At 68.4% G+C, this 23,014-nt stretch carries 25 protein-coding genes and 1 pseudogene; 10 read left to right on the forward strand and 16 right to left on the reverse strand.

All coding sequences use genetic code 11. From position 1 onward, the window contains the following. The first annotated feature begins 47 nt into the window (after window positions 1-47). Window positions 48-218, forward strand: coding sequence for a hypothetical protein (locus CSEG_RS22385; RefSeq protein ID WP_013077368.1), 171 nt, complete (start codon window positions 48-50; stop codon window positions 216-218). Between the two features lie 9 nt (window positions 219-227). Here the strand turns inward: CSEG_RS22385 and CSEG_RS00890 are convergent, their stop codons facing one another. From CSEG_RS00890 to CSEG_RS00910, 5 genes are all read right to left on the reverse strand, one after another. Next, window positions 228-497 carry an HPr family phosphocarrier protein gene (locus tag CSEG_RS00890; RefSeq protein ID WP_013077369.1) on the reverse strand — a complete coding sequence of 90 codons (270 nt, stop codon included), beginning with the start codon at window positions 495-497 and terminating at the stop codon, window positions 228-230. Between the two features lie 4 nt (window positions 498-501). After that, entirely contained in the window at window positions 502-909 is a 408-nt protein-coding gene (locus CSEG_RS00895; protein WP_041538130.1) for a PTS sugar transporter subunit IIA, read from the reverse strand. Between the two features lie 77 nt (window positions 910-986). After that, window positions 987-1,436, reverse strand: a complete 450-nt coding sequence (locus CSEG_RS00900) for an HPr kinase/phosphorylase (RefSeq protein ID WP_013077371.1) — start codon at window positions 1,434-1,436, stop codon at window positions 987-989. Continuing rightward, complete coding sequence (locus CSEG_RS00905) at window positions 1,433-3,064, reverse strand: ATP-binding protein (protein WP_013077372.1); 1,632 nt, start codon at window positions 3,062-3,064, stop codon at window positions 1,433-1,435. The genes CSEG_RS00900 and CSEG_RS00905 overlap by 4 nt, the downstream gene beginning before the upstream one ends. Next, window positions 3,039-3,749, reverse strand: coding sequence for a response regulator transcription factor (locus CSEG_RS00910; RefSeq protein WP_013077373.1), 711 nt, complete (start codon window positions 3,747-3,749; stop codon window positions 3,039-3,041). The genes CSEG_RS00905 and CSEG_RS00910 overlap by 26 nt, the downstream gene beginning before the upstream one ends. A 214-nt stretch (window positions 3,750-3,963) precedes the next feature. On the opposite strand from CSEG_RS00910, the gene CSEG_RS00915 reads away from it, so the two are divergent. Further along, window positions 3,964-5,664, forward strand: a complete 1,701-nt coding sequence (locus CSEG_RS00915; protein ID WP_013077374.1) for a hypothetical protein — start codon at window positions 3,964-3,966, stop codon at window positions 5,662-5,664. Between the two features lie 61 nt (window positions 5,665-5,725). Here the strand turns inward: CSEG_RS00915 and CSEG_RS00920 are convergent, their stop codons facing one another. Both CSEG_RS00920 and CSEG_RS00925 read right to left on the reverse strand, forming a co-directional pair. Continuing rightward, window positions 5,726-5,926: a hypothetical protein gene (locus CSEG_RS00920; RefSeq protein ID WP_013077375.1), complete on the reverse strand. Its 201-nt coding sequence runs from the start codon at window positions 5,924-5,926 to the stop codon at window positions 5,726-5,728. Beyond that, window positions 5,923-8,454 (reverse strand): hypothetical protein, encoded by a 2,532-nt coding sequence (locus tag CSEG_RS00925; protein WP_157038957.1) that lies wholly within the window; start codon window positions 8,452-8,454, stop codon window positions 5,923-5,925. The genes CSEG_RS00920 and CSEG_RS00925 overlap by 4 nt, the downstream gene beginning before the upstream one ends. Window positions 8,455-8,722: 268 nt before the next feature. Between CSEG_RS00925 and CSEG_RS00930 the strand changes: the two genes are divergently transcribed. After that, window positions 8,723-9,034, forward strand: coding sequence for an EthD family reductase (locus tag CSEG_RS00930; protein ID WP_013077377.1), 312 nt, complete (start codon window positions 8,723-8,725; stop codon window positions 9,032-9,034). A 23-nt stretch (window positions 9,035-9,057) separates the two neighbouring features. Here the strand turns inward: CSEG_RS00930 and CSEG_RS00935 are convergent, their stop codons facing one another. The 4 genes from CSEG_RS00935 to pseB all read right to left on the reverse strand — a co-directional run bounded on the left by CSEG_RS00935 (window position 9,058) and on the right by pseB (window position 13,028). Then, window positions 9,058-9,420, reverse strand: coding sequence for a response regulator (locus CSEG_RS00935; RefSeq protein WP_013077378.1), 363 nt, complete (start codon window positions 9,418-9,420; stop codon window positions 9,058-9,060). Further along, a complete protein-coding gene (locus CSEG_RS00940; RefSeq protein WP_041538132.1) occupies window positions 9,417-10,562 on the reverse strand; it encodes a sensor histidine kinase in 1,146 nt (381 codons plus the stop codon). The genes CSEG_RS00935 and CSEG_RS00940 overlap by 4 nt, the downstream gene beginning before the upstream one ends. 268 nt (window positions 10,563-10,830) lie before the next feature. Next, entirely contained in the window at window positions 10,831-11,991 is a 1,161-nt protein-coding gene (pseC, locus tag CSEG_RS00950) for a UDP-4-amino-4,6-dideoxy-N-acetyl-beta-L-altrosamine transaminase (protein WP_013077380.1), read from the reverse strand. Continuing rightward, complete coding sequence (pseB, locus tag CSEG_RS00955; protein WP_013077381.1) at window positions 11,988-13,028, reverse strand: UDP-N-acetylglucosamine 4,6-dehydratase (inverting); 1,041 nt, start codon at window positions 13,026-13,028, stop codon at window positions 11,988-11,990. The genes pseC and pseB overlap by 4 nt, the downstream gene beginning before the upstream one ends. 119 nt (window positions 13,029-13,147) lie before the next feature. On the opposite strand from pseB, the pseudogene CSEG_RS00960 reads away from it, so the two are divergent. Continuing rightward, window positions 13,148-13,566, forward strand: a pseudogene (locus tag CSEG_RS00960) (hypothetical protein). A 7-nt stretch (window positions 13,567-13,573) separates the two neighbouring features. Here the strand turns inward: CSEG_RS00960 and tadA are convergent. After that, window positions 13,574-14,071, reverse strand: a complete 498-nt coding sequence (gene tadA, locus CSEG_RS00965) for a tRNA adenosine(34) deaminase TadA (RefSeq protein WP_083778335.1) — start codon at window positions 14,069-14,071, stop codon at window positions 13,574-13,576. A 56-nt stretch (window positions 14,072-14,127) separates the two neighbouring features. On the opposite strand from tadA, the gene CSEG_RS00970 reads away from it, so the two are divergent. Continuing rightward, entirely contained in the window at window positions 14,128-15,408 is a 1,281-nt protein-coding gene (locus tag CSEG_RS00970) for a pseudouridine synthase (protein WP_013077383.1), read from the forward strand. Between the two features lie 116 nt (window positions 15,409-15,524). Here CSEG_RS00970 and CSEG_RS00975 read toward each other — a convergent pair whose 3' ends face one another. After that, the gene (locus CSEG_RS00975; RefSeq protein WP_227878871.1) at window positions 15,525-16,490 is read right to left on the reverse strand and encodes a CPBP family intramembrane glutamic endopeptidase; all 966 of its coding nucleotides are present in this window, start codon (window positions 16,488-16,490) and stop codon (window positions 15,525-15,527) included. Between the two features lie 129 nt (window positions 16,491-16,619). Here CSEG_RS00975 and CSEG_RS00980 point away from each other — a divergent pair, with 129 nt between their 5' ends. Together CSEG_RS00980 and rsmD are read left to right on the forward strand one after the other, a co-directional pair. Beyond that, a complete protein-coding gene (locus tag CSEG_RS00980; RefSeq protein ID WP_013077385.1) occupies window positions 16,620-17,252 on the forward strand; it encodes a TMEM175 family protein in 633 nt (210 codons plus the stop codon). Beyond that, the gene (rsmD, locus tag CSEG_RS00985; protein ID WP_013077386.1) at window positions 17,252-17,815 is read left to right on the forward strand and encodes a 16S rRNA (guanine(966)-N(2))-methyltransferase RsmD; all 564 of its coding nucleotides are present in this window, start codon (window positions 17,252-17,254) and stop codon (window positions 17,813-17,815) included. The genes CSEG_RS00980 and rsmD overlap by 1 nt, the downstream gene beginning before the upstream one ends. A 1-nt stretch (window position 17,816) precedes the next feature. Here rsmD and CSEG_RS00990 read toward each other — a convergent pair whose 3' ends face one another. Both CSEG_RS00990 and CSEG_RS00995 read right to left on the reverse strand, forming a co-directional pair. Beyond that, window positions 17,817-18,092, reverse strand: a complete 276-nt coding sequence (locus CSEG_RS00990) for a YjhX family toxin (RefSeq protein ID WP_013077387.1) — start codon at window positions 18,090-18,092, stop codon at window positions 17,817-17,819. Between the two features lie 249 nt (window positions 18,093-18,341). Beyond that, window positions 18,342-20,378 (reverse strand): AsmA family protein, encoded by a 2,037-nt coding sequence (locus tag CSEG_RS00995; RefSeq protein ID WP_227878872.1) that lies wholly within the window; start codon window positions 20,376-20,378, stop codon window positions 18,342-18,344. A gap of 145 nt (window positions 20,379-20,523) precedes the next feature. Between CSEG_RS00995 and CSEG_RS01000 the strand changes: the two genes are divergently transcribed. Genes CSEG_RS01000 through CSEG_RS01010 form a run of 3 tightly spaced genes read left to right on the forward strand, consistent with a single transcriptional unit; the run spans window position 20,524 to window position 22,307 of the window. Continuing rightward, window positions 20,524-21,165 (forward strand): HAD-IA family hydrolase, encoded by a 642-nt coding sequence (locus CSEG_RS01000; RefSeq protein WP_013077389.1) that lies wholly within the window; start codon window positions 20,524-20,526, stop codon window positions 21,163-21,165. Window positions 21,166-21,193: 28 nt separating this feature from the next. After that, complete coding sequence (locus CSEG_RS01005; protein ID WP_013077390.1) at window positions 21,194-21,478, forward strand: 4a-hydroxytetrahydrobiopterin dehydratase; 285 nt, start codon at window positions 21,194-21,196, stop codon at window positions 21,476-21,478. A gap of 43 nt (window positions 21,479-21,521) precedes the next feature. Beyond that, a complete protein-coding gene (locus tag CSEG_RS01010; protein WP_013077391.1) occupies window positions 21,522-22,307 on the forward strand; it encodes an SDR family oxidoreductase in 786 nt (261 codons plus the stop codon). Between the two features lie 140 nt (window positions 22,308-22,447). Here CSEG_RS01010 and spdR read toward each other — a convergent pair whose 3' ends face one another. Beyond that, window positions 22,448-23,005 (reverse strand): stationary phase response regulator transcription factor SpdR, encoded by a 558-nt coding sequence (gene spdR / locus CSEG_RS01015; RefSeq protein WP_013077392.1) that lies wholly within the window; start codon window positions 23,003-23,005, stop codon window positions 22,448-22,450. Window positions 23,006-23,014 lie beyond the last annotated feature (9 nt).

Below are 23,014 nucleotides of genomic sequence, written 5' to 3' on the forward strand. Positions count from 1 at the left end.
CGTGGGCTGTTGGTTTCGCCTAAGCGATGCGACGCGGACGACACACCATGCTGAAACCCGGCGACGGGAGCGTAAACTGGCCCGCTCTGATCAGCCTGGTCATCGCGCTCGCCTTCCTGGCGACCCTGATCTGGCGCGCCGAGATGGGCGAAGAGGTTACGATGAACGTCCGGGGCGTCGGCCAAGTCCCCGTGGTCGCCAACGGAGCATCGCGCTAGCCGAAGCGCCTACCGCTCCTCATCAAACCGGTTCGCCACCAGTTCACACAGCGCCTCCAGCGCCGCCTCCGCCTCCGGCCCTTCCGCCGTGATGTCGATGGTCGAGCCGATGCCGGCGGCCAGCATCATCAGGCCCATGATCGAGCGGGCGTCGACGCTGGCGCCGTCGCGGCTGACGGTCACCTCGGCGTCGAAACTGGACGCCATCTTCACGAACTTGGCCGAGGCCCGGGCGTGCAATCCCCGCTCGTTGACGATCTCGACCGTTCTGGAATTCATGCGCTCACTTTTCTCCGGCGAGCACGTAGGAGGCCACGGAGATGTACTTGCGTCCAGCTTCCTGGGCGTGGGCGACGCAGGCCTGCAGGCTCTCGCGCTGGCGCACGCTGGCCAGCTTGATCAGCATGGGCAGGTTCAGGCCGGCGATGACCTCGGCCTTGGTCTGCTCCATCACCGAGATGGCCAGGTTGCTGGGCGTGCCGCCGAACATGTCGGTCAGCAGGATGACGCCCTGGCCGGCCTGGTCGACGTCGGCGCAGGCCTTCAGGATGTCGGAGCGGCGACGCTCCATGTCGTCCTCGGGGCCGATACAGATCGCCTTCACGGCGGTCTGCGGACCGACCACATGCTCCATGGCGGAGACAAACTCTTCCGCCAGACGCCCGTGCGTCACGATCACGAGCCCGATCATGCCAGATATCTCAAACGGGATCCCCATTCCCTGCGCGGCCCTCAAGAAACGTCGCGCGGGCGGTCTTGATACGCCCGTTAGAGAGGGACTCCAAGAGACTGCATGATGCGAACGATTTTCAGAGGCGCGGCGGGTTCTCGCGGCCACAGGTCGAAGACGGGGATGCTCAAGCCCGCGACAGACACCGCGTGGGGATCGGGCAGGCGGTCCACGGCTTCGGGCGCATCGACGCAGCGGATCAGGACCGTGATCTCGCAGAAGGGCAGGGGGGCGTTGGTCGCCACGACGCCCAGGCCGCGCACCTCGATCAGGCCGGCCAGGGTGTCGGGCGCCTTGCCATAGAGGCGGCCGCCGGCGGTGAAGACGACGACGCGGTCATCGGCGACCAGGCGGAAGCCGTGCTCCAGGGCGCGCAGGGCCAGGTCGCTCTTGCCCGCGCCAGACGGTCCCTCGATCAGGGCGCCGCGCCAGAGGCCGTCCTGGCGGCGGGCGATCAGGCCGGCGTGGCGGGTCGCGGGGAGGCTCACGCCCGCGCTTCCGGCAGGTCGACGACGAAGCGCGCGCCGATCACCGCGCCGGCGGCGTCGTGGCGGTTCTCGGCGTGGATGTGGCCGCCGTGGGCCTCGACGATCTGGCGGGCGATCGACAGGCCCAGGCCCGAATTGCCGCCGAACGCCCGGCCCTTGGGACGCGAGGTGTAGAAGCGCTCGAAGATGGTCTCGAGATTGTCGGGCGGCATGCCCGGGCCGTCGTCCTCGACCGCGGCGATCAGCCGGCCGCGGGCGCGGGTCAGGCTGACCCGGACCTCGCCGTCGGCGGGGCTGAACGAGCGGGCGTTGTCGATCAGGTTGCGGAACACCTGCCCGATCGGCGTCTCGCGCGCCAGGATCGAGGCCGGATGGCTGGGATCGGCCAGGGAGAGGCTGACGCGGACGCTGCCGGGGGCCTCGCCGGGGCGCAGCTGGGCCTCGTAGAGGCCGGCCACCTCGGTCAGCAAGCGATTGAGATCCAGCGCCTTGGGCGACTCGCGCGACAGCTCCGCGTCCAGGCGCGAGGCGTTGGAGATGTCGGTGACCAGCCGGTCCAGGCGGTTGACGTCGCTCTGCAGGATCGCCAGCAGGCGGGCGCGCGCGGCCGGGTCGCTGACCAGGTCCAGCGTCTCGATGGCCGAGCGGATCGAGGTCAGCGGGTTCTTGATCTCGTGCGCCACGTCGGCGGCGAAGCGCTCGATGGCGTCCATGCGCTCGGACAGCGAATGGGTCATCTCCTCCAGCGAGCGGGACAGGTCGCCCAGCTCGTCGTGGCGGCGCGACAGGTCGGGCAGGGAGATAGCCCGCGCCCCTTGCAGGCGCACATGGTCGGCGGCCCGCGCCAGGCGCAGGACGGGCATGGCGATCAGCCGGTGCAGCAGGACGCTGGAGATCAGGATCGCGATCATGGCCACCACGATGAACGGCAGCAGGGCCTTGCGTTCGGCCGAGATGATCTCGTCGACGTCGCCGGCCTCCAGGGTCAGGACGCCCAGGATGGCGCGCACGTGCTGGATCGGGATCGACACCGAGACGACCCGCTCGCCGTTCTCGGAGATGCGCGTGCCGGCGACCGTGCGGCCCTTCATGGCCTGGGCGATCTCGTCGGCCAGGGCCTTCTGGGCGCGCTGGGCCTTGGCCTGCTCGGCGGGCGTCTTCGGGGGACCGTCCGGGGTCTGGCCCGGCTTGCGGGCGGGCGGCAGCACCTTCCAGTCGACGCGGTCGGCGACGACGAACGAGTCGGCCAGCACCTTGCCGTGGGCGTCGAACAGCCGCGCCCGCTGCGAGCGCGGGATGAACAGCAGCTGGAAGATGGCGCTGGCCGTGTAGGGATCGAGCGCGGGCTCGGGTTCGCCCACCGTCGCCGACTGGTCGATGACGTTGGCGATCAGCTCGCCCTGGGTGCTGAGGCTGTCGATGCGCGCGTTGACGAGGCCGCTGCGCAGCTCGTTCAGCACCAGCGCCCCGACGACCACGATCACCAGGGCCAGGACGTTCAGGGTGATGACCAGCCGGCCCAGCCGCGAGCCGCGCGGCCAGGCCAGGCGGCGCCTGGGCCTGGGCGCCGTCTCCGGGCCAGGCCCCTGGGCGCTCGCCGGATCAGGCCTCGCGGTAACGATAGCCAACGCCGTACAGGGTCTCGATGGAGTCGAATTCCGGATCGACCTGACGGAACTTCTTGCGCATGCGCTTGATGTGGCTGTCGATCGTGCGGTCGTCGACATAGACCTGATCGTCGTAGGCCGCGTCCATCAGGTTGTCGCGGCTCTTCACGAAGCCGGGCCGCTGGGCCAGGGCCTGCAGCAGCAGGAACTCCGTGACGGTCAGGCGCACCGGCTTGCCGTCCCACAGGCTGTCGTGGCGGGCCGGGTCCAGCGTGAGCTTGCCGCGCTTCATGACCTTGGAGCCGGCGGCGCCGGCGGGATCGGCCGGCGTCGTCTCGCCCTCGGGCCGGGCGCGGCGCAACACCGCCTTGACCCGCTCGACCAGCAGACGTTGGCTGAACGGCTTGTGCATGTAGTCGTCGGCGCCGAGGTTGAAGCCCAGGACCTCGTCGATCTCCTCGTCCTTGGAGGTCAGCATGATCACCGGGATCTCGGAGTGCTGGCGCAGGCGGCGCAGCACTTCCATGCCGTCCATGCGGGGCATCTTGACGTCGAGGATCACGAGATCCGGCGGATTGGCCTCGACGCCCTCCAGCCCGGACACCCCGTCGTGGAAATGGTTCACGGTGTGGCCATGAGCCTGCAGGGTCATCGCGATCGAGGCGACGATGTTCTCGTCGTCGTCAATGAGGGTGATGGTGGCCATCGATCCGATCTTATCCTTCGCCTTCCGTCGCTGGACCGATCCTATCGATCCCGCGTTCCAGCTTCAACGCGCGGCGCGGCAAAGCTTTCCCGGCCCTAAGTCCCCGGCCATTGCGGCTCCAGCATGGCGCGATTGCGGCGACGCGGCACGGGTTTCCTTCAACTTCACCTTAAGGTCTCGCAAGCCATAGTCGCGCCTCGGGAGCGACCGCTGAATGAGCCAGATCCATTACGAACTTTTTGTCCGGCGGAAGGTCGGCGCGCAGTGGACGCTCGAGATCGCCACCGAAAATCGCGCGCACGCCATCCAGACGGCTGAAGATGTCCTGGAACAGAGCCGCGCCGTCGCCGTGCGCGTCAGCAAGGAGACGCTGAACCCCTCGACCGGCGAATACAAGTCCATCGCCATCTTCACCAAGGGCATGGTCGACGGCGGCAAGCCGAAGAAGGAAGAGGAAGAGCGCGATCCGCTCTGCGTCCAGCCGGCCGACCTCTACACCGCCCACGCCCGCGACCGGATCGGTCGCTTGCTCGAGGGCTGGCTGAACCGCCACAAGGCCACGCCGTTCGAGCTGCTGCACCGCCCCGACCTGGTCGAGAAGCTCGAGGCGTCCGGCACCGACCTGCAGCACGCCCTGCAGAAGATCGCCATTCCCGAGGCCGAGGCGCGCGGCGTCTCGGTCCACGAGATCATCCGCCACTTCCAGGGCCTGGTCGAACGCACGATCGGTAACCTGAGCAAGGCGTTCAAGAAGGGCGCGCTGCCCGACCTGGACAAGGAAGGCTTCGCCAAGGCCGCCGAGCGGCTGGCCGCCGATCCGGACCGCGCCTTCCTGCTGGGGGCCGGCGTCGCCGCCTCGATCGCCCCCGCCGTCAACTGGTCGGAAAAGATCGCCCGCCTGCTCGACCTGGCCGACGCGGCGCCCACCGAGCCGCGCGCCCGGGCCGCGGCCCTCGGCGCCATCGAGCAGCCTCTCGCCGAAATCATCGGTTCGCGCGCCGGCATGGCCGACCTGCTGGACACCACCAAGGGCGACCTCGGCCAAACCCTGGCCGCCATGACCCGCCTGACCGGCGGCGCGGCGGTCGAGGCCCTGATCCGCATCGAGGCCAGCGTCCGCGCCTGCATGCCCGAACTCTCCGGCACGGCCAGGCGGCTCAGCGACTGGCTGTCCGGCGACGACTTCCCGACGGTCCGCAAGGCCATCGCCGAACGCGTGCTGACCGAGCTGAACGGCGTGCGCCGCCTCAAGCCGAGCGACGCCGAGGCCGAGATCGAGTACCTGCGGGCTCTGGCCATGAGCCTGACCGCGGCCGCCGGCCGCATCCTCCAGGCCGAGGACATCCAGGCCGCGTTCACCACGCGCTCGAAGACCCTGCTGAACGGCGAGTTCATCGACAGCCTGCTGGGCCGCGATCGCTCGTCCTACGAAGAGATCAAGATCCTGATCCGCCTGGCCGAGAACGTCATGGGCGCGGTCAACAAGCGTAACGCCGCCCGCTGGCTGAACGGCAATATCAGCGCCATGCGGTTCGAGAAGGAGATGCGCCAGGGGCCCGATTCTCCCATCGCCAAATTGAGCCAACTGGCTGGCCTGCAGCGTCAGCTGACCCGCTCGGGCCTGGTGCGCGAGGACTATGAACCGTTGTGCGCGAAGCTTGGGGATATCGGCGCCCAGATCGAGGGCGACACCCGCCTGCTGACCATGCTGGTTCGCGCCCCGGCCCCGCTGCCCCATCGCCTGACCCTGCTGGCCAAGCTGGCCATGGGCGAGTCCGGCCCTACCGGGCCCGTCGCCGACAAGGCCCGCGCCGAGGCTCTGAAACTGGCCCGAGGCCCCGGCGCCCGCGAGGAGCTGGCCGAGTCGCCGGCGACGCTGGATTTGATCAAGAGCCTGACCACCAAGGCGGCGTGACGAGGCATTGAGATTGGCGGGCCAAGCGGCTCAAACGCGCTTTGGCTGGAGCGGCTGGTCGCTAGGACACAAGGACGTCCGTCTGGATGGCGGGGTTCGGCCCAGGGATCAGGCGGTGCGTAACGTCGGCGATGGTCAAGGCAGTGTGGCCCGCGATCACCTTCTGGCCGATCGCGAAGGCGGGATAGGGGATGGTGGCCGGGGGATACTGGGCGATGATCTGGCCGTTAGCCTTGCCAATTCTCAGCACGAACTGGGTCATGACGATCTCCTGGATAGGGGGTCTGAGCGCGGAATGAGCGAAACCCGTGAAGGCGCCTTGTCTTGTTTCTTCGCCGGTCCGTTTATCTGGATCGCTAGCCGGCTCAGGGCCTGGCCGATGGCTTCCTGACAGCGTGGGGCCTGTCTAAGGACCTTCTGACAGATCGCCCGTTCCTCGCCCTTGAGCGTCCTTCCGGCCGCCTGCCCCATATAGGCCTTGGCGCAACCCGACAGCGCCCAATTCATCGGCGGCTCGAAGCCCGTCACGCCATCCCTCGGGCAAGCGGCCTCTTGCTTGCACAGCAGCACAGGCTCGTAGTGGGCTTCGGTCGTGGAGACGTATCGAGTCGGATCGGTGTTGGCGGGATCGCCGGACACGTCCTGCTTGAGCTCTCGAATAAGATGCCCGGCGTGGGCCGAGCGGCTGCTGAACAACGCCGCCAATGGCGCTGTCACCTCGTTCATGAACGCCGAGCCACGCTTGTCAGCCGCCGCTTTCGTGGGTTCGCTGGCGGCGTCGACCTTCTCGCGATAGCCGATATAGACGAAGACGATTTTAAGCGTGTGGCCCTTACGCTTGGCGATGGCGCGTAGGGCGGGAGCCATCTCGCGCAGCAGTTCGACTCCGGCGGCCTCGAAATAGCCCCCGTCGACGATATGTGAGGTTCGTCCGCAGCAGTCGACTATGGTCCCCGCCGGGCTGACCCAGGGAAAGCGCGCTCCGTTATGGATGGCGGTCGACACCGGGATTTCACGGCCCGCCATGTCGTAGAAGTCGTCCGCGTCGACCTCCGAGGCCTTAAAGCGGATGTGACTCGTCAGGATGCGACGCCCTGTTTCCTGACTGGCGCCGTTGACGATGACGAGCGGTCTCCATCCCTTGTCGGGGGGGCGCAGGTTTGTAAAAGGTCCCGAGATCAAATCCTTACTGGCGCATCCGCGAGAAGATCTGATCTCCGCGCAGTGTTTGCTCCAGCCACGCTCGAAGGCCTGCTCAAGTCCCTGGGCTCGGTCGGGGAGGAACGCCGCCGGCAGGAAGCGCTGCAAGAGGTCTGGAAACAGCAGACCACCCACAGTCGGGCTGAGGAAATCCTGGCCGGCGAAGGTGGTGACGCTCTCGGTCAAGCCTACCGCGTCGAGGTTAGGCCTATCCTGCAAGGTGGCGGCATAGGCCACTGCGCCGACGCTGCCGCCCGAGACGGAGCTTATCGCGAACAGACGGCGAGCGAGCTCCCCGGATGTGGCGTTGTGTAGGGCTGAGAGGACTTCGGCGGTCCAGTAGCCGGCGCGAGAGGCGCCGCCCTCGGCCGCGATCAACACAAGGACGCGGGGTTGGCCAGGAGGCGCGGGGTCTTGCGCGGCCACCCAGCGGTCATAGGCCTGCTCCAAGCTGATTTGGCTGGGTGGGCTCAAGGGTTCGCGGACGTGGCCGTAGCGGCCGCCGACAGCATGATTGTCCACATACATGCCGAACACGATCGCCGCGCCCACCAGGAGTGTCAGCGTCGGGACACGCGCCGCGCGGCCCGTCTGGATCATGACGGCCAGCACCGGGATGAGGCATCCGACGCCGAAGAAGACCACGGCGGGCGAGCCTAGAGTCCAGCCGAAGTTTACCGGCGAGACGACGGCCCAGACCATCATCGCCACAGCGATCGCGAAGCTGGCGATGACCCACAGGCGGCCGACCGGAAAGGTGGGGATCGGACGTCCGCGTTTTTCCGCGACCTTCCGTATATTCGAGCGCACGTCGTACTGGATGATGATCGTGACAAAGAACGCCAGGCCTAAGCCCGCAAGCGCCGCGATGAACCAAGACTCGGCCGCGGGCGCGTTCCAGATGGCCAAGATCACCAGCAGGAACGGCGCCGCGCCCAGCAGACGCGGCGCCCAATTTAGAAAGCGCCTGGGACGCCATTGCTCGCGGTCCCGGCCATAGTTGGAACTGACGATCATCCTGGGCCAGATCCAGGTTTGGATCGCCAGGAACAGCAAGCCCAGCGCAAAGGCGATGCGCTGGCCCGGCCCGGCCCCGCTCTCGGCCACCGTCCGCACCAGATCGCGGCCCTGCTGCAGATTCAGCAGCAAGAGGCACGCTCCTAGCGACAGGAAGGCGGCGAAGCCGACGCCACGGGTCTTGTCCAGCGTGTCCCGAAGCAACGTCCATCGACCGAGGAAGTCGCCCTCTGGCTTGATGACCGGCGGCGGAGGGCAGTCACAAGGCTGGGCGACGACCTGGATTTTTCCCCAATTGTTATTTTGGAAGAAGGCGCCCGGCGCATCGTTGGCGAACAGTTCGACCGTTCCCGAATGGAGGAAAGTCACCGTCGCCGACTTGCCGATGGGATAGACGCGATCGGGGTCCTCCAGAACGCGCGCCGTCAGTTCGAAGAACGGTCGGTCGGGCGCCGTGGGGCGGACATCGAGCACATCCGCGAGAAAGAACCTGTATCCATCTGGGCCGCAGGGGACCATCCAGTCCCACCAGCGGCCATGGGCGTGAAAGCACCAGCTCTCGCCCGCCTTCACCTCTCCGAACGGCGCGCCGCCTCGCGCTGGAACCGTGATCTCTCGGATGCCGCCCATGACTTGGCCCCCCGGCATGTCTGGCGGCGCCAACTATGGGTGTATTTCTTTAGAACGACAAGCTTGTCGTGTGTCGGACTAGGGGGTTTAGGCGCGGCCTATCTGTCCTCGAGACTTTATCGGATCGCATGCCTGGTCGCCGTTTGACTCTTCCCCCACGGCGCCCGCTAGGCTTCGCCCACGCGGCCGCGCGGGCCGCCGGGAGATCGCCATGGCCGTGTTCACCGTCCTCTATCCCGCCCAAAACGGCGCGACCTTCGACCACGACTATTACAGGGACGTCCACATTCCGCTGGCCAAGGAAGCCTTCGCGTCGACGGGGCTGACGGACGTCCAAGTGCTGAAGGGTCTCGCCGGCGTCGACGGCGGGCCCGCGCCGTTCGTGGCGATGGCCTTGCTCACCTTCCGCGACGCCGAGGCGATGCAGGCCTCTCTCACCGGCCCGCGCAGCGCTGAGGTGAGGGGCGACGTCGCCAACTTCACCACTATTCAGTCGATCATTCAGATCAGCGAGGCGAACTAGAGGTCGCTGTCGTCGCCGTGGGCCTAGTCCTGGCTGGATTGAAAGCCGTCGACCGCCCGGCGCAAGTCGCCGACATTGATCGGCTTGGCGAGGACCTCGATGCTCTCGAAGCCCGCGCGCGGCAGGTCGCCGTAGCCGGTGGCGAACACGAACGGCACGCCGCGTTCGCGCAGCTCCTCGGCGACGGGAAACACCATCTCGCCGCCGATATTGACGTCCAGCACCGCGCCGTCTGGCGAGGCGTCACCGCCGACCAGCCAGGCCATCGCGTCGCCGACCGCGCCGAAGGATCCCGCGATCTCGCATCCCAGGTCGCCCAGCATGTCCTCGACCATCATGGCCACAAGCGCCTCGTCCTCGACGATCATCACCTTGCTGGGCTTCATGCGGCGAGACTCATCCTTTGCGATAGGGGCGCGGACAGGGTGTAGACCACCCCTTCCGGCGTGAAGTCGAGACTGGCCTTCCCGCCCAGGTCGCGCGCCAGGCCGCGTTCGATCAGCGACGCGCCGAATCCTCGACGCTCGGGCTTTCCGGCCAGCGGCGGCCCGCCGACCTCGCGCCAGGTCAGGGTCAGCCTGGGCGGCGTGGCGGCTTCGTCGACGGTCCAACGGATCACCACTCGGCCCTCGGGCGAGGACAGGGCGCCGTGCTTGGCCGCGTTCACCGCCAGCTCGTGCAGGGTCATGTGCACCGACACCGAGGTCTCGGCGCTGAAGCTGAGGGCGGGACCGATGATGTCGAAACGATCGGCCAGATCGACGCTAAACGGCGCCAAGGCCTTTTCCAGGATCTCGTGCAGCTGGGCGCGCCCCCAGGCGCGGCGCGTCAGCAGCTCGTGCGCTTGGGACAGGGCCAGAATCCGGTTCTCGAAAACCTCGGCGAAGGCTTCCGGCGAGGGCGAGGCCCGCAGGGTCTGGCGCGAGATCGACTGGACGATGGCCAGGGTGTTCTTCACCCGGTGGTCCAGCTCCTGCAGCAGGAAGGTGCCGTGGTGGCGGGCGTCGACCAGGCTGTCATGCAGGCGGCCGCTCTCGAGCGCCGAGGCGGTGGCGCGGGCCATCACCTGCAACTTCTGCACGATCTCGGGCGAGGGGGTCTGCTCCTCGGCCCAATAGGCGCCGATCGCGGCGACCGGATCCTCCATCCGCACCGGCGTCATGACCAGGCTTTTGACGAAGGTCGGCCTATAGGCGTCGTGCGGGATGCGGTCGTCCTTGTAGATGTCTGGGATCACCACCGTCTGGCGGTTCAGCATGGCCCAGCCGGAAATGCAGGCCGACAGCGGAAAGCGCTTGCCTTTCCACAGCGGGCCGATCGCGTCCTCGTCGAAGTACCAGCACTGATCGTTGTCGCGCAGGACGAAGGCGACGCCGTCGGCGCCGGAGATGCGCCGGGCCGCCTTGCGGACCACGTCGGCCACCTCGCTGATGGTGCGCGTCGCTGAAAGCGCCTCAATCGTCTCGATCAGCGTGACCAGCCCGGTATCGGGGGGCGCGACGTCGTCTTGGGTAGCCAGTTCCAGCATGTCTTCAAGCATCGCACGCGGTTATGTCGGGAAGCCTAACATGCCGACGGCGCGGGACAAGATAAGCCGCCATGCGCGAAATGCGCGATCGCACATGCGTCAGGGTTGAGGGTTTTCGCGGTGGCGTTGTCCAAGCCGCGGCTCCCGCGAGGCAGGGGAAAGAGCGCCTAGATCTCAAGGCGCTAGCCCGATCTCAAGATTCCCGCGCGTCGCTCGCCACCATGGGCGCGCGTCAAACGGTCGCGGTCGAGAATGACGCCCTGGCGGCCTAGCTCAACACCTCCGCCAGGGCGTCGACCACCCGTTCGACGTCGCCGTCGGTCATGGCCGGATAGAGCGGCAGGGTCAGGCAGCGGGCGTACCAGGCGTCGGCGCCGGGCAGGTCGGCCAGGCCCTGGCGGTTCACGTAGTAGGGCTGGCGGTGGACCGGGATGTAGTGGACCTGCGTCCCGACGCCCTTGGCCTTCAGCGCCTCGACGACGGCGCGACGAGAACGGCCCAGGCCCTCGAAGTCGACCAGCACGGTCAAGAGGTGCAGCGCCGGGTCCGAGTAGGCGGGGCTCGCGGCCAAGCGGGCCTTGGGCGCGCGCTCGGGCAGCAGGCGGGCGTAGAGGGCGGTCAGGTCGCGGCGGCGGGCCACGAAGCGATCGAGCTTGTTCAGCTGTGACAGGCCGAGCGCGCACAGCACGTCGGGGATGCGGTAGTTGAAGCCCAGCTCCGGCATCTCGTACCACCAGGGATCGCCGCCGGCGGGGCGGACCATGCCGTGCGAGCGCAGCAGGCGCGCGCGACTTGCTAGGCCTGCGTCGTTGGTGGTCAGCATGCCGCCTTCGCCCGTGGCCAGGGTCTTGACCGGATGGAACGAGAAACTGGCGAAGCTGGAATAGGCGCCGTCGCCGACCGGGTGGGCGACGCCGTCGAAGGTCGCGATCGAGCCCAGGGCGTGCGGAGCGTCCTCGACCAGCGCCGCCCCGGCCGCGTCGGCCAGCGCCTTCAGGGCCGGCAGGTCGCAGACGTCGCCGCGCAGGTGGACGGGCAGGACGGCCTTGACGCGACGATCGCCCGCGCGGTCGAAAGCCTCAGCCAAGGTCTGCGGCGTCATCAGCCCGCTATCGGGATCGACGTCGGCGAACACCACCTCGGCGCCGACATAGCGGGCGCAGTTGGCGGTGGCCAGGAAGGTGACGGAGGGCGCGATGCAGACATCGCCTTCACCCACCCCCAGGGCCAGCATGGCCAGGTGCAGGGTCGCGGTGCCGTTGGAGACGGCCACGGCGTGGGCCGCGCCGACCTTTTGGGCGAAGGCGGCTTCGAACGCCTCGACCGTGGGGCCGGTGGTCAGGAAGTCGCCGCGCAGGGCCTCCGCGACGGCCGCGATGTCGTCGTCCTCGATCGTCTGGCGGCCGTAGGGGAGGAAGGACCCGCTCATCGCGCGGTCTTCTCCTCCAGCATCGCCAGCAGGCCCTCGGGCGACAGCCAGTCGTGGTTGTTGTCGCTGCTGTACGAGAAGTCCTCGGCGACGGGCTTGGCGCCGTCCGCGGCCGAATAGGGCTTGCGGCCGAACTCGGCGAAGTTGGGCTCGATCGCGTAGCGGTCGTCGAACTCGACGGTCGCGCGGGCGTCGTCGGCGCTGATCATGATCTCGTGCAGCTTCTCGCCGGGACGGATGCCGATCACCTTCATGCCGGCGGTCGGCGACATGGCCTTCACCAGGTCGGGCATGGCCATCGAGGGGATCTTGGGCACGAAGATCTCGCCGCCGCGCATCATGGTCAGGGACGACAGCACGAAGTCGACGCCCTCGTTCAGGGTGATCCAGAAGCGGGTCATGCGCGGGTCGGTGACCGGCAGCTCGGTGGCGCCGTTGCTCAGCATCCGGCGGTACAGCGGCACGACGCTGCCGCGCGAGCCCACCACGTTGCCGTAGCGCACGACGCAGAACCGGGTGCCGATGTCGCCCGACAGGTTGTTGGCCGCCACGAAGGTCTTGTCCGAAGCCAGCTTCGTCGCGCCGTAGAGGTTGGTCGGGTTGCAGGCCTTGTCGGTCGACAGGGCCACGACCTGCTTCACGCCGTTGCTGAGGCTGGCCCAGACCACGTTCTCGGCGCCCAGCACGTTGGTGTGGATGCACTCGGACGGATTGTACTCGGCGGCCGGCACCTGCTTCAGGGCCGCGGCGTGGATGACGATGTCGACGCCGCGCAAGGCCAGGGTCAGGCGCTCGCGGTCGCGGACGTCGCCCAGGAAGAAGCGAAGCTTGCCGAAGATCTTCTCGTCGAACTGCTCGCGCAGCTCGATCTGCATGTCGCTTTGCTTCAGTTCGTCGCGGGAATAGATGATGACCTTCCGCGGGTCATAGCGCCGCAGCACGGTCTCGATGAATCGCCGCCCGAATGAGCCGGTGCCGCCGGTGACCAGGATCACCTTGCCGTCGAGATCGAGGGATTTGGGGGAGAAACGGCCCAAGGTCTGCCTCCGAAAGACGCGCGTCTGCCGCGAAGCCGCGACGACGAAGCGTGGTTAACGATGCTGTTTGCACCCACAGACGTAAAGAGGACGTCAACCCTGACGCGCTAAGAGGGCGCATGCGCCGCTTCCGCTCACTCCCGCTGGTCCTGGCCGCCGTCCTGGCGGGCGCGCCGCTGGCCGCGCCGCAGCTGGCCCTCGCCAACGAGGGCGGCAAGAAGAGAAGGAAGAGCCGGTCACCTACTTCGCCCTGGCGCCGATCAACGCGGTGATCATGCGCCGCGACGGGCGTCGTGGGGTCATCACGCTGGAGACGGGCCTGGAGGTCAAGGATCCGGAGCTGATGAAGCGGGCCCAGGCCTCCACGCCACGCCTTAGGGCCGCCTTCGCCCAGGTGCTGATGGTCTACGCCGCGGGCCTGCGCGGCGGCGCCGCGCCGGACATGGACTATGTCGCTCGCGAACTGCAGAAGGTCGCCGACCAGGTGCTGGGCAAGCCCGGCTCCAAGGTGCTGCTGGGCTCGGCCCTGATCAGCTGAGGCTGTTTTAGCTTTTCGCCTTCCGGCGCGCCCGGAAGAAGCCGCGCAAGAGCTCGGCGCTTTCCTCGGCCAGCACGCCGCCCGTCACCTCCGGTCGCCAGTGGCAGGTCGGCTGGGCGAAGAATTTCGGACCGTGGACGACCGCGCCGCCCTTCGGGTCCTCGGCCCCGAACACCACCCGGCCGATCCGCGCGTGACTGATCGCGCCCGCGCACATGGCGCAGGGCTCGAGGGTGACCACCAGGGTGAGATCGGTGAGGCGATAGTTCTCGAGCTTGGCGGCCGCCGCCCGCATCGCGGCGATCTCGGCGTGGGCGGTGGGATCGTGGGCGGCGATCGGGCCATTGCCGGCGACCGCCAGCACTTCGCCGGTCTTGGGATCGAGGATCACCGCGCCGACCGGCGTCTCGCCCGCCTCGGCGGCCGCGCGGGCCGCGTCGAGCGCCAGGCGCATCGCGCGCCTATCCTGCTCGAAGCCTTGATCCTCGTCCTGATCGGTGCGCATTAGCAGACCTTGAAAAGCCCATCGTGAGATGCGCCCAGCCCCAGAAGGACGCCGAAGTGACCCAACCCCACGATCCCCTGTACGAGCCTGAACTCGACGGTCAAGACGGCGATCTCGACGGCGGTCCCGGCGAGCGGGTCGCCAAGGCCCTGGCGCGGGCGGGCGTGGCCTCGCGGCGCGAGGTCGAGCGGCTGATCGAGGCCGGCCGCGTGGCGATCAACGGCAAGGTGCTGACGACGCCGGCGATCAAGGTCAAGCCGGGCGACTTTCTCACTGTCGACGGCCAGCTGGTGGCCGAGCGCGAGCCGACGCGGATCTTCCGCTACCACAAGCCCACGGGCCTGATGACCACCCACAACGACCCCAAGGGTCGTCCGACGGTGTTCCAGACCCTCCCTAAGGACCTGCCGCGCCTGATCTCGGTCGGACGCCTGGACTTGAATTCCGAGGGGCTGCTGCTGCTGACCAATGACGGCGAGCTGTCGCGCGCGCTGGAGACGCCCAGCAACGCCTGGGTCCGCCGCTATCGCGCCCGCGCCTTCGGCGACACCACCCAGGCCAAGCTGGACACGCTGAAGGACGGCGTGACCATCGAGGGCGTCAAGTACGGGTCCATCGAGGCCCGGCTGGACAAGGCTCACGACAAGGCCGGCGGCGGCAAGAACATCTGGATCACGGTCTCGCTGTCGGAAGGCAAGAACCGCGAGGTCCGCAAGGTGCTGGAGTCGGTCGGCCTGAAGGTCAACCGCCTGATCCGGATGTCCTACGGTCCGTTCGCGCTAGGCGCCCTGGCCGCGGGCCAGATCGAGGAGGTCGGGCCCCGGGTGATCCGCGAGCTCCTGGAAGGCGTCGTGCCGCCCGAGAACATGCCGACCGGCGATCGCCCGAAGTTCGCCGGCATCGCCAACCCGGTGAAGGCGCCGGGCACCGACGGCGGCGGCGATCTCCAGCGCCGGGGCGTGCCGCGCGCCGATCGGGACCTCAAGCCCGCCGCGCCGGAAAAGCCCGAAAAGCCCGTCTACAAGGCCGGCTGGGCCAAGCCGAAGAAGAAGGTCTCGCCGCATGCGCCGGCCAAGGGCGCGGCCAAGCCCAAGCGCGCGCCGGCCAAGTCGCTGGAGACCAAGTTCATCGACGACCGCAAGCCCGTCGCCCGGGGCAAGCCCACGGCGCGTCCCGGCGCGAAGCCGGCCCCAAAGGTCGCCCCAAAGGCCGCCCCAAAGGCCGCCGACGGCGCGGCGCGTCGGGTCTCGGAAAAGTCCGGAAAGCCGATGGGCCGTCCCAGCCCGCGCCCCGCGGGCGGCCGAGGCCCCGCGCCGCGCGGCGGCCCCAAGCGTTAGGGCCTGGAGCGCGTTAGGCTTAAGTGTGAGCGGTCAAACCGCTCGAACGCGCTCTAAGTCTATGAATTGGAGCCTGTTGATCTGGTTTAGATGGTTCCGTCTAAACCAGACGGGCTCTAGGCCGTCGCCGGCGTCTGCAGTCGCGTCCAGCGGCGCAGGGCCGGCCAGCGGGCGGCCAGCTCGGCCACGCCGATGAAGCCGGCCAGCATGACGAGCGCGCTGGCGATCAGTCCGGCCTTGAACTCGTGCGGCGCGTCGGGGCGGGTGGTCATCGGACGGATCAGCAGCAGGATCACGGCGTTGTTGGCCGCGTGCGCGCCGATCCCCAGCTCGATGCCGCCCAGGCGCAGGGCCATCCAGGTCAAGCCCGCCCCCATCGCCGCACGGACCAGGAAGGCGTCGAGGTTCGGGTCGAAGTGGATGGCGGCGAACAGCAGGCCGTTCAGCGCCATCAGCAGGATCGGGTCGCGGACATAGGCGGCGCTCTGCTTCAGCAGCCAGCCCCGGAACACCAGCTCCTCGGCCGCGGCGGCGAGGATCAGCAGGCCGACGGCCATGGTCGCGTAGAGGGTCCGTCCCACGAGGTTCGGCGACATGCGCCACAGAGGCGGATCGATCGGCTGGCCGGTGAAGGCGGCGATGGCGACGAGCGCGGTCATGGCCCCGCCCACCAGCACCAGTCCGCCGAGCAACAGGCGCTTGCGGAAGCGACCGCCGCAATTGACGTATTCCGTCACGCGGCGGTGGTGGATCGCGCCGGCCGCGTACACGAAGCCGACCGCCGCGCCCAGATTGACGCCGGCCAGCACCGCCAGCAGGAACAGTGATTGCCGCGCGGATGGATCGATGAGGGTCGGGTCGCTGAAGATCTGGAAGAGGTCGCCCGCCGCCGGCGCGCCGTCCAGGCCGCTGACGATCAGCAGGGCCGCCAGGGTCGCGGTGATGGCGCCGAGCAGGGCGGCCACGGCCCCCGCCAGCACGCCGACCGGCACCGCGAAGAGGCTGCGCCATGGGTCGCGGTCGTACGGGGACAGGTCGGCCAGAAAGGGCGAACGCCTCGCCGCCTCCAGGATCTCGCCCATGCGCATCGTTCGATCGCCCTTCCCTTCAGAGGCGACTAAGAGGGGGCGGCGGGCCACTTGTAAAGCGCGCGCTTGCCGCAGCGCGTCAAGGACGGCACACATCCCGTTACGGGTTGTAAGGGGAACATCATGAGCGATGGGCATTTGGGCAAGGGTGGCGCGGGCGGCGCGCACCTGCATCGGCTGGTGCTGTTCTCGGACGCGGTGTTCGCCATCGCCATCACGCTGCTGGCGATCGAGATCCATCCGCCTGAGCACTGGCATGGCGCGGCGGATCTGTTCGCCCAGATGGGGCCCAAGCTGCTGGCCTACGTGGTCAGTTTCGCGGTGATTGGCGTCTGCTGGTTCAGCCACCGCCGGGTGTTCGCACGTCTTGTCCGCGCCGATGCGGGCCTCGATTTCACGAACTTCTTGGTGCTGGGCCTGATCGGCCTGCTGCCACTGGGCACGGAGCTTCTCTGGGAGCAGCGGGGCGGCCAGGCCCTGCCGATCTATGTGGGCCACGTGGCGCTGATCGGCGTCGCCATGGGCGCGGTCTGGGGCTACGCCGCCTTCATCGGGAAGCTGACCGAGCCGATGCCGGCGGCCGAGGCCTGGTTCGTGCTGTTTCGCGTGACCGTTCTGCCTGGGCTGATGTGCGGCCTGACGATGGTCAGTCTGGTCTATCCCTGGGGCTGGGCCGTGATGGCGGCCTTGGTGTTCGGCATGTCCTGGCTGGGTCGCCGCATCGTCCGCGTCCCCGCCGCCGCTGAGGCCGCCTGATGCGCATCGTCTCAGGCCAGTATCGCGGCAAGGCCATCGTCGCCCCGCCGGGCGGTTCGACCCGCCCCACCTCGGATCGCGCGCGCCAGGCCGTGTTCAATATCCTCGAGCACGCCGCCTGGGCGCCGGAGCTGCACGGCGCGCGGGTGATCGACGTCTTCGCCGGCTCGGGCGCTCTGGGCCTGGAGGCCCTGTCGCGCGGCGCCAGCTTCTGCCTGTTCGTCGAGACCGACGACGCCGCGCGCGGCGCGATCCGCGAGAACATCGACGCCATGACCCTGTTCGGCGTCACGCGGGTGCATCGCCGTGACGCCACGGACCTGGGTCCGCGCCCGGCCAGCGCCGGCGCGCCGTTCGACATCGCCTTCCTCGATCCGCCCTACGCCAAGGGCCTTGGCGAGAAGGCCGTGGCCGAACTGAAGGCCCACGACTGGCTGGCGCCCGGCGCGATCCTGATGTTTGAGCGGGGCCGGGACGAGCGTGATCCCGTGCTGGAGGGCTTCGAGCAGATCGACGCGCGCGACTACGGCGCCGCGCGCGTCCTGTTCTTCAAGCGTCTCTAGATCACCACGCTTTGGCTCCCACCCGGTTGTCGAGTTGGGCGCGGAGGTTGGAAAGGCCCAACCGCGTGATGCGGTAGGGCCCGCCATCCTGGCTGGCGATCAGCCGTTTGCGTTTCAGCGACTGGAAAATTCCGACCGTGCAGTCGGTCAGGGCCCAGCCGTCGCGGGTGACGCAGATGGCCGTGACGATCCGGCCCTTCTCGTCGCGTTCGAGTTCGATCCGGCCGCCTTGGGCCAGGGCGTGCAGCGTCCTTTGCTGCGGCTTTGAGATGTTCAAGGGAATGTCCGAGAGATCGAGGCATGCGATCGCGCAACCGGCGGGTCTCTTCGAGACCCCTCTCTTTCAAGAACGGGCGTGACTTGCCACGCCCTGGGCGACTGCGCGGGCGGATAGCGGGCCTCTAGACTTTCGAACCGAAGCTCGGAGCCTGTTAGGCCCGCGCCTCGCGCACAATCTCGGACATGAACCACACTGGGTTTCGGATAGGACGAAAGATGGCACCACGGCGGGCCAAGCTCAAGCGCCCTATTTCTTGGCCTTCGCCGGCGTGGTCTGGGACACCTTCACCGGCGCGCCCTGCTGGCGGGCGTCGCTGACCAGGCTGGCGCAGTCGGCGTCCTTGGCCTCGCCGGCGGTGAGGAAGGGCAGCAGCAGGGCGGCGGGATTGACCAGCGAGGCCAGCGCCGCGGCGACGCCGCCTTGACCGACCGCCTTGCTGGGGTCGAGGCCGATCTTCGGCGCCAGGAACGGGCCCCGGATCGTGATCGGGATGAACAGGCGCACCAGGCGCGGCTTCTTGCTGTCGCCCTCGATGCGGAAGTCCATCCGTTCGGTCTGAAGATTGATCGTGCCGCGTCCGCGCGCCAGCACCACGCCGGTGTCGGCGACCAGGTGGTTGGTCGTCATGACGCCGTTCTTGACCGAGAAGTCGGCGACGGCGCAGCGCACGGGCGTCTCCTTGTCGCTCTTGGACAGCAGCAGGATCAGGCCCTTTGAGGCGTTGACCCCAAGCAGCTCGGCGAAGGCCTGGCGCATCTGGCCGCGCGGCGCGACCAGCGTCACCTCGCCACTAGCGGTCGAGGCGGCGCGATGGACGCTGGCGCCGACGCCCGTCAGCTTGGCGCGGGCCATCACCGACCCGGAGATCGCCGGCTTGCCGTCGCTCTGGATGGGGATGAACTCTTCGATCCGACCGTTGGTCAGTCGCACGTCGAGATCGGTGCGGGGGACGGCCGGACGGGCGTCCAGGCGGACCTTCCCGCGCAGATCGCCGTGCGAGAAGGTGAAGGCCAGCGGATCCAGGGTCAGCACGCCGTTTTCGAGCAGCGCGTCGACGCTGACCTTGCGCAGCGGCAGGTTCGGCGCGTTCACGGCGTCGGCGCGGTAGCTGACCTTGGCGTCCATGGCGCGGACGCGCTCCACCTGAAGCGTGGCGTCGGGCAGCAGGCGCTGGGTGGCGTCGCGCTGGGCGGCCTCGACCTTTTGGCCGGCCGAGGCGGTTTCGCCGCGACCCGTGGCCGGCGCCGCGCCGACCAGGCTGCCGAGGTCGTCGAAGTCCAGGCGCTTGGAGCGGAGCTCGGCTTCCAGATACGGCCGCTCGCGTCCGGTCAGGACGAAAAGATCGCCGGCGATGTCGCTGTCGCCGATCTGGCCGGTCAGCTTCTGAAAGTCGTAGCGCGGTCCCTTGCGGACCATGCGGCCCGAAACCCGATAGGGCGGGGTGTTGGGCAGGGTCAGCCCGGTCAGGTCGTGCAGGCGGTTCAGGTCCGCGCCGGACACGGTCAGGTCCGTCTCGAAGCGGCCAAGGTCAAAGGGCCGCGTGATCTGGCCATGGGCGACGATACGCGTGGCGCCCGCGCGGACCTGGGCGTCGAACGGGTAGGGGCGGCTGGGCGAGATGTTCAGCAGCGGCCCGCCGCTGATCTCCGCCACGAAGGCTGAGCGGTTGAGGGTTCCGTTTCCCTCCAGCACGAAGCGACCGCCACGATCGCCGGCCCGCTCCTGGGCGTTCACCGAGCCGACGAACAGCGTCCCGCGCTGGCGGTCGTCGAAGCGCAGCTTGCCCTCGTTGATCACGAAGCGCTGAACGGCCGGCAGCTTCAGCGGCTTGTCGCTCTTGCGGGCCCCGAAGGTCCAGTTGGCCTTGCCGTCCTTGTCGCGCAGCAAGCGCACGTCCGGCTTGTCCAGCGCCAGGAAGGGCAGGATCACGTCGCCGCGCAGCAGCGGCAGGATCTTGATCTGCAAGGCGATGCGCTGGACCTGGGCCATCTGGCCGGCTTCGGGATCGACCTTGGCCGCCCAGGCCGGCTGCCCGATGCGGACGCCGTAGGCTTCGGCCTTGGGCGAGAACGACCAGGGATGGACGCGCAGGTCGCCGGTGATCGCCACCTCGCGCTGCATCTGGGCGGACGCGTAGCGCCCGATCGGCCCGCGCAGCCAGTTCCAGTCGAAGATCACCAGGAAGGCGATCACGGCCGCCGCCAGGGCGAGCGCCGACCCGATGCCGATCAGCGCGCGGCGCGACAGACCGCGCAACGGACGGCGCGGCGGCTTCGGGGACAAGGTGGCGTCGGCGGTCGACAGCGGCGTGGCTCCGGTTGATCCCTCCTAACGCGCGAGGCGGCCGATCGTGTTCCCGACGGAGGGCTTCCCCTGTGGCCGCGACGGGCGGCTAGCCTCACCTCAAACAATTGTTTGAGGGCGGAAGATGGCGATCGAGGCGGTGATCTGGGACTTCGGCGGCGTCTTCACGACCTCGCCGTTCGAGGCCTTCCGCCGCTACGAGATCGAACGCGGCCTGCCCAAGGATTTCATCCGCACGGTCAACGCCACCGATCCCGACGTCAACGCCTGGGCCCGGTTCGAGCGGGCCGAGATCGACGCGGCGGCCTTCGACGGCCTCTTCCTGGAAGAAGCCATGCGCCTGGGCCACGCCGTGCGCGGGGGCGAGGTGCTGCCGCTGCTGTACGGCGACCTTCGCCCCCGGGTCATGGAGGCCCTGAAGGCGTGCAAGGCTCGCTTCAAGGTCGGCTGCATCACCAACAACGTTCCGACCGGCCACGGTCCCGGCATGGCCCAGAGCGCCGAAAAGGCGCTGGCGGTCGGCGAGATCATGGCCCTGTTCGACGCGGTGATCGAAAGCTCCAAGGCCGGGGTGCGGAAGCCCGATCCGCGCATCTACCAGATGATGTGCGAACGCTTGAGCGTCGCGCCGGAGGCGTGCGTCTATCTCGACGACCTGGGGATCAACTGCAAGCCGGCGGCGGCCCTGGGGATGACCGCCATCAAGGTCTCCAGCGAGGCGCAACTTCTGGCGGACCTTGCCGAAGCGACCGGATTGGCGTTCTGAGGGTCCAAGAGACTCTTACGGAGGAACCATGTCCCGTCCCCGGATCGGCGCCGCCGCCGCGATCGCCCAGCTCGACGGCTGGCGGATCGCGGAAGACCACGCGGACGCCATCGCCAAGACCTTCCGCTTCGCCGACTTCAATGAGGCGTTCGGGTTCATGACCCGTGTCGCCCTGATGGCCGACAAGCTCGACCATCACCCCGAGTGGTTCAATGTCTACAACCGCGTCGAGGTGCTGCTGACCACGCACGACGCCGACGGGGTGACGGAGCTGGACGTGACGCTCGCGAAGTTCATGGACAGCGCCGCCTGAAGAATTCAAACTCGCGTTTGAATTATAATCGGGAGGACGCCGCATGGCGCAGAGCACGGGCCGGGTCGCCGGCAAGAAGGCCTTCATCACCGGTGGGGCCCAGGGCCTGGGCGCGGCGGCGGGGCGGCGATTGGCCGAGGAAGGCGCCAAGGTCGCGCTGGCCGACCTCAACCTGGCGGGCGCCCAGGCGGTCGCGGACGAGATCAACGCCCGCCACGGCGCCGGGACGGCCTTCGCCTATGCGCTGGACGTGACCCAGGAAGACCAGTGGATCGAGGTCCTGGAGAAGGCGGTCGGCGACATGGGCGGGCTGTCGGTGCTGGTCAACAACGCCGGCATCGGCGGTGACGGCCCGATCGAGAGCCTGGACTTCGGGCTCTGGAAGAAGGTGATGTCGGTCAATGTCGACTCGGTGTTCCTGGGCGCCAAGCACGCCCTGACCCACATGCGGGCTCACCAGCCCGGCTCGATCATCAATCTGAGCTCGATCGCCGGCCTGATCGCCAACGGCAATTCCCCGGCCTACAACGCCTCCAAGGCGGCGGTCTGGCTGCTCAGCAAGAACATCGCCCTCTACTGCGCCAAGATGAAGCTCGACATCCGCTCTAACTCCATCCACCCGACCTTCATCGACACCCCGATCCTGGACGGCTTCTCGGCCCGGTTCGGCAAGGAAGAAGCTTTCGCCAAGCTGGCCCGCCAGGTGCCCATGGGCCGGATCGGCGAGCCCGCCGACATCGCCAACGCCGTGCTCTACCTGGCCAGCGACGAGAGCAAGTTCATGACCGGCGCCGAGATCAAGGTCGACGGCGGCATTTCGGCGATGTGAGGATCGAAAGTTCCTCCCCCGCGGCGCGGGGGAGGTGGCCCAGAGGCCCGGAGGGGGCGAGCTGGTCGTTTGCCGTGAAGGCCCCCTCAGTCGCTCCGCGACAGCTCCCCCGCATCGCGAGGGAGCAACTTAAGCGGCGCCTACCGCGGCGCCCTTTTCGCCAAGATCCGCTGCAAGGTCCGGCGGTGCATGTTCAGGCGGCGCGCGGTTTCCGAGACGTTGTGGCCGCACATCTCGTAGACGCGCTGGATGTGCTCCCAGCGGACGCGGTCGGCGCTCATCGGGTTCTCCGGCGGCGTCGGCGCGGCGTCCTTGGCGGCGAGCAGGGCGCGGGCCACATCGTCGGCGTCGGCGGGCTTGGAGAGGTAGTCGACCACCCCCGCCTTCACCGCCGCCACCGCCGTGGCGATGTTGCCGTAGCCCGTCAGCATGATGACCTTGGCGTCCGGTCGGGCGTCGCGCACGGCCTCGACGACCTTCAGGCCCGAGCCGTCCTCGAGCCGCATGTCGAGCACGGCGTGGGCCGGCGCCTGGGCGCGCAGGATCGTCAGGGCCTCGGCCACGGAAGCGGCCAGCGTCACCTCGAACCCGCGCTGTTCCAGAGCCCGTCCGAGCCGGGTCCGCAGCGGGCCGTCGTCGTCCAACAGAAGCAGCGTCTTGTCCGGCAGCGCCGAAACCAGCTCTCCGATATCCGCCATGAAGTCAGC

This window comes from Caulobacter segnis ATCC 21756 (genome assembly GCF_000092285.1).
In the GTDB taxonomy this organism is placed as follows: Bacteria; Pseudomonadota; Alphaproteobacteria; order Caulobacterales; family Caulobacteraceae; genus Caulobacter; species Caulobacter segnis.

What these genes read in the sequence shown, in the direction of transcription:
- spdR (WP_013077392.1), bottom strand. Translation starts at nt 23,005, where the DNA reads ATGGCGGATATCGGAGAGCTGGTTTCGGCGCTGCCGGACAAGACGCTG.
- CSEG_RS01000 (WP_013077389.1), top strand. Translation starts at nt 20,524, where the DNA reads ATGGCGATCGAGGCGGTGATCTGGGACTTCGGCGGCGTCTTCACGACC.
- CSEG_RS00920 (WP_013077375.1), bottom strand. Translation starts at nt 5,926, where the DNA reads ATGACCCAGTTCGTGCTGAGAATTGGCAAGGCTAACGGCCAGATCATC.
- CSEG_RS00895 (WP_041538130.1), bottom strand. Translation starts at nt 909, where the DNA reads ATGATCGGGCTCGTGATCGTGACGCACGGGCGTCTGGCGGAAGAGTTT.
- CSEG_RS00980 (WP_013077385.1), top strand. Translation starts at nt 16,620, where the DNA reads ATGAGCGATGGGCATTTGGGCAAGGGTGGCGCGGGCGGCGCGCACCTG.
- rsmD (WP_013077386.1), top strand. Translation starts at nt 17,252, where the DNA reads ATGCGCATCGTCTCAGGCCAGTATCGCGGCAAGGCCATCGTCGCCCCG.
- CSEG_RS00890 (WP_013077369.1), bottom strand. Translation starts at nt 497, where the DNA reads ATGAATTCCAGAACGGTCGAGATCGTCAACGAGCGGGGATTGCACGCC.
- CSEG_RS00930 (WP_013077377.1), top strand. Translation starts at nt 8,723, where the DNA reads ATGGCCGTGTTCACCGTCCTCTATCCCGCCCAAAACGGCGCGACCTTC.
- CSEG_RS00915 (WP_013077374.1), top strand. Translation starts at nt 3,964, where the DNA reads ATGAGCCAGATCCATTACGAACTTTTTGTCCGGCGGAAGGTCGGCGCG.
- pseC (WP_013077380.1), bottom strand. Translation starts at nt 11,991, where the DNA reads ATGAGCGGGTCCTTCCTCCCCTACGGCCGCCAGACGATCGAGGACGAC.
- CSEG_RS00940 (WP_041538132.1), bottom strand. Translation starts at nt 10,562, where the DNA reads ATGCTGGAACTGGCTACCCAAGACGACGTCGCGCCCCCCGATACCGGG.
- CSEG_RS00975 (WP_227878871.1), bottom strand. Translation starts at nt 16,490, where the DNA reads ATGGGCGAGATCCTGGAGGCGGCGAGGCGTTCGCCCTTTCTGGCCGAC.
- CSEG_RS01005 (WP_013077390.1), top strand. Translation starts at nt 21,194, where the DNA reads ATGTCCCGTCCCCGGATCGGCGCCGCCGCCGCGATCGCCCAGCTCGAC.
- tadA (WP_083778335.1), bottom strand. Translation starts at nt 14,071, where the DNA reads ATGCGCACCGATCAGGACGAGGATCAAGGCTTCGAGCAGGATAGGCGC.
- CSEG_RS00935 (WP_013077378.1), bottom strand. Translation starts at nt 9,420, where the DNA reads ATGAAGCCCAGCAAGGTGATGATCGTCGAGGACGAGGCGCTTGTGGCC.
- CSEG_RS22385 (WP_013077368.1), top strand. Translation starts at nt 48, where the DNA reads ATGCTGAAACCCGGCGACGGGAGCGTAAACTGGCCCGCTCTGATCAGC.
- CSEG_RS01010 (WP_013077391.1), top strand. Translation starts at nt 21,522, where the DNA reads ATGGCGCAGAGCACGGGCCGGGTCGCCGGCAAGAAGGCCTTCATCACC.
- CSEG_RS00910 (WP_013077373.1), bottom strand. Translation starts at nt 3,749, where the DNA reads ATGGCCACCATCACCCTCATTGACGACGACGAGAACATCGTCGCCTCG.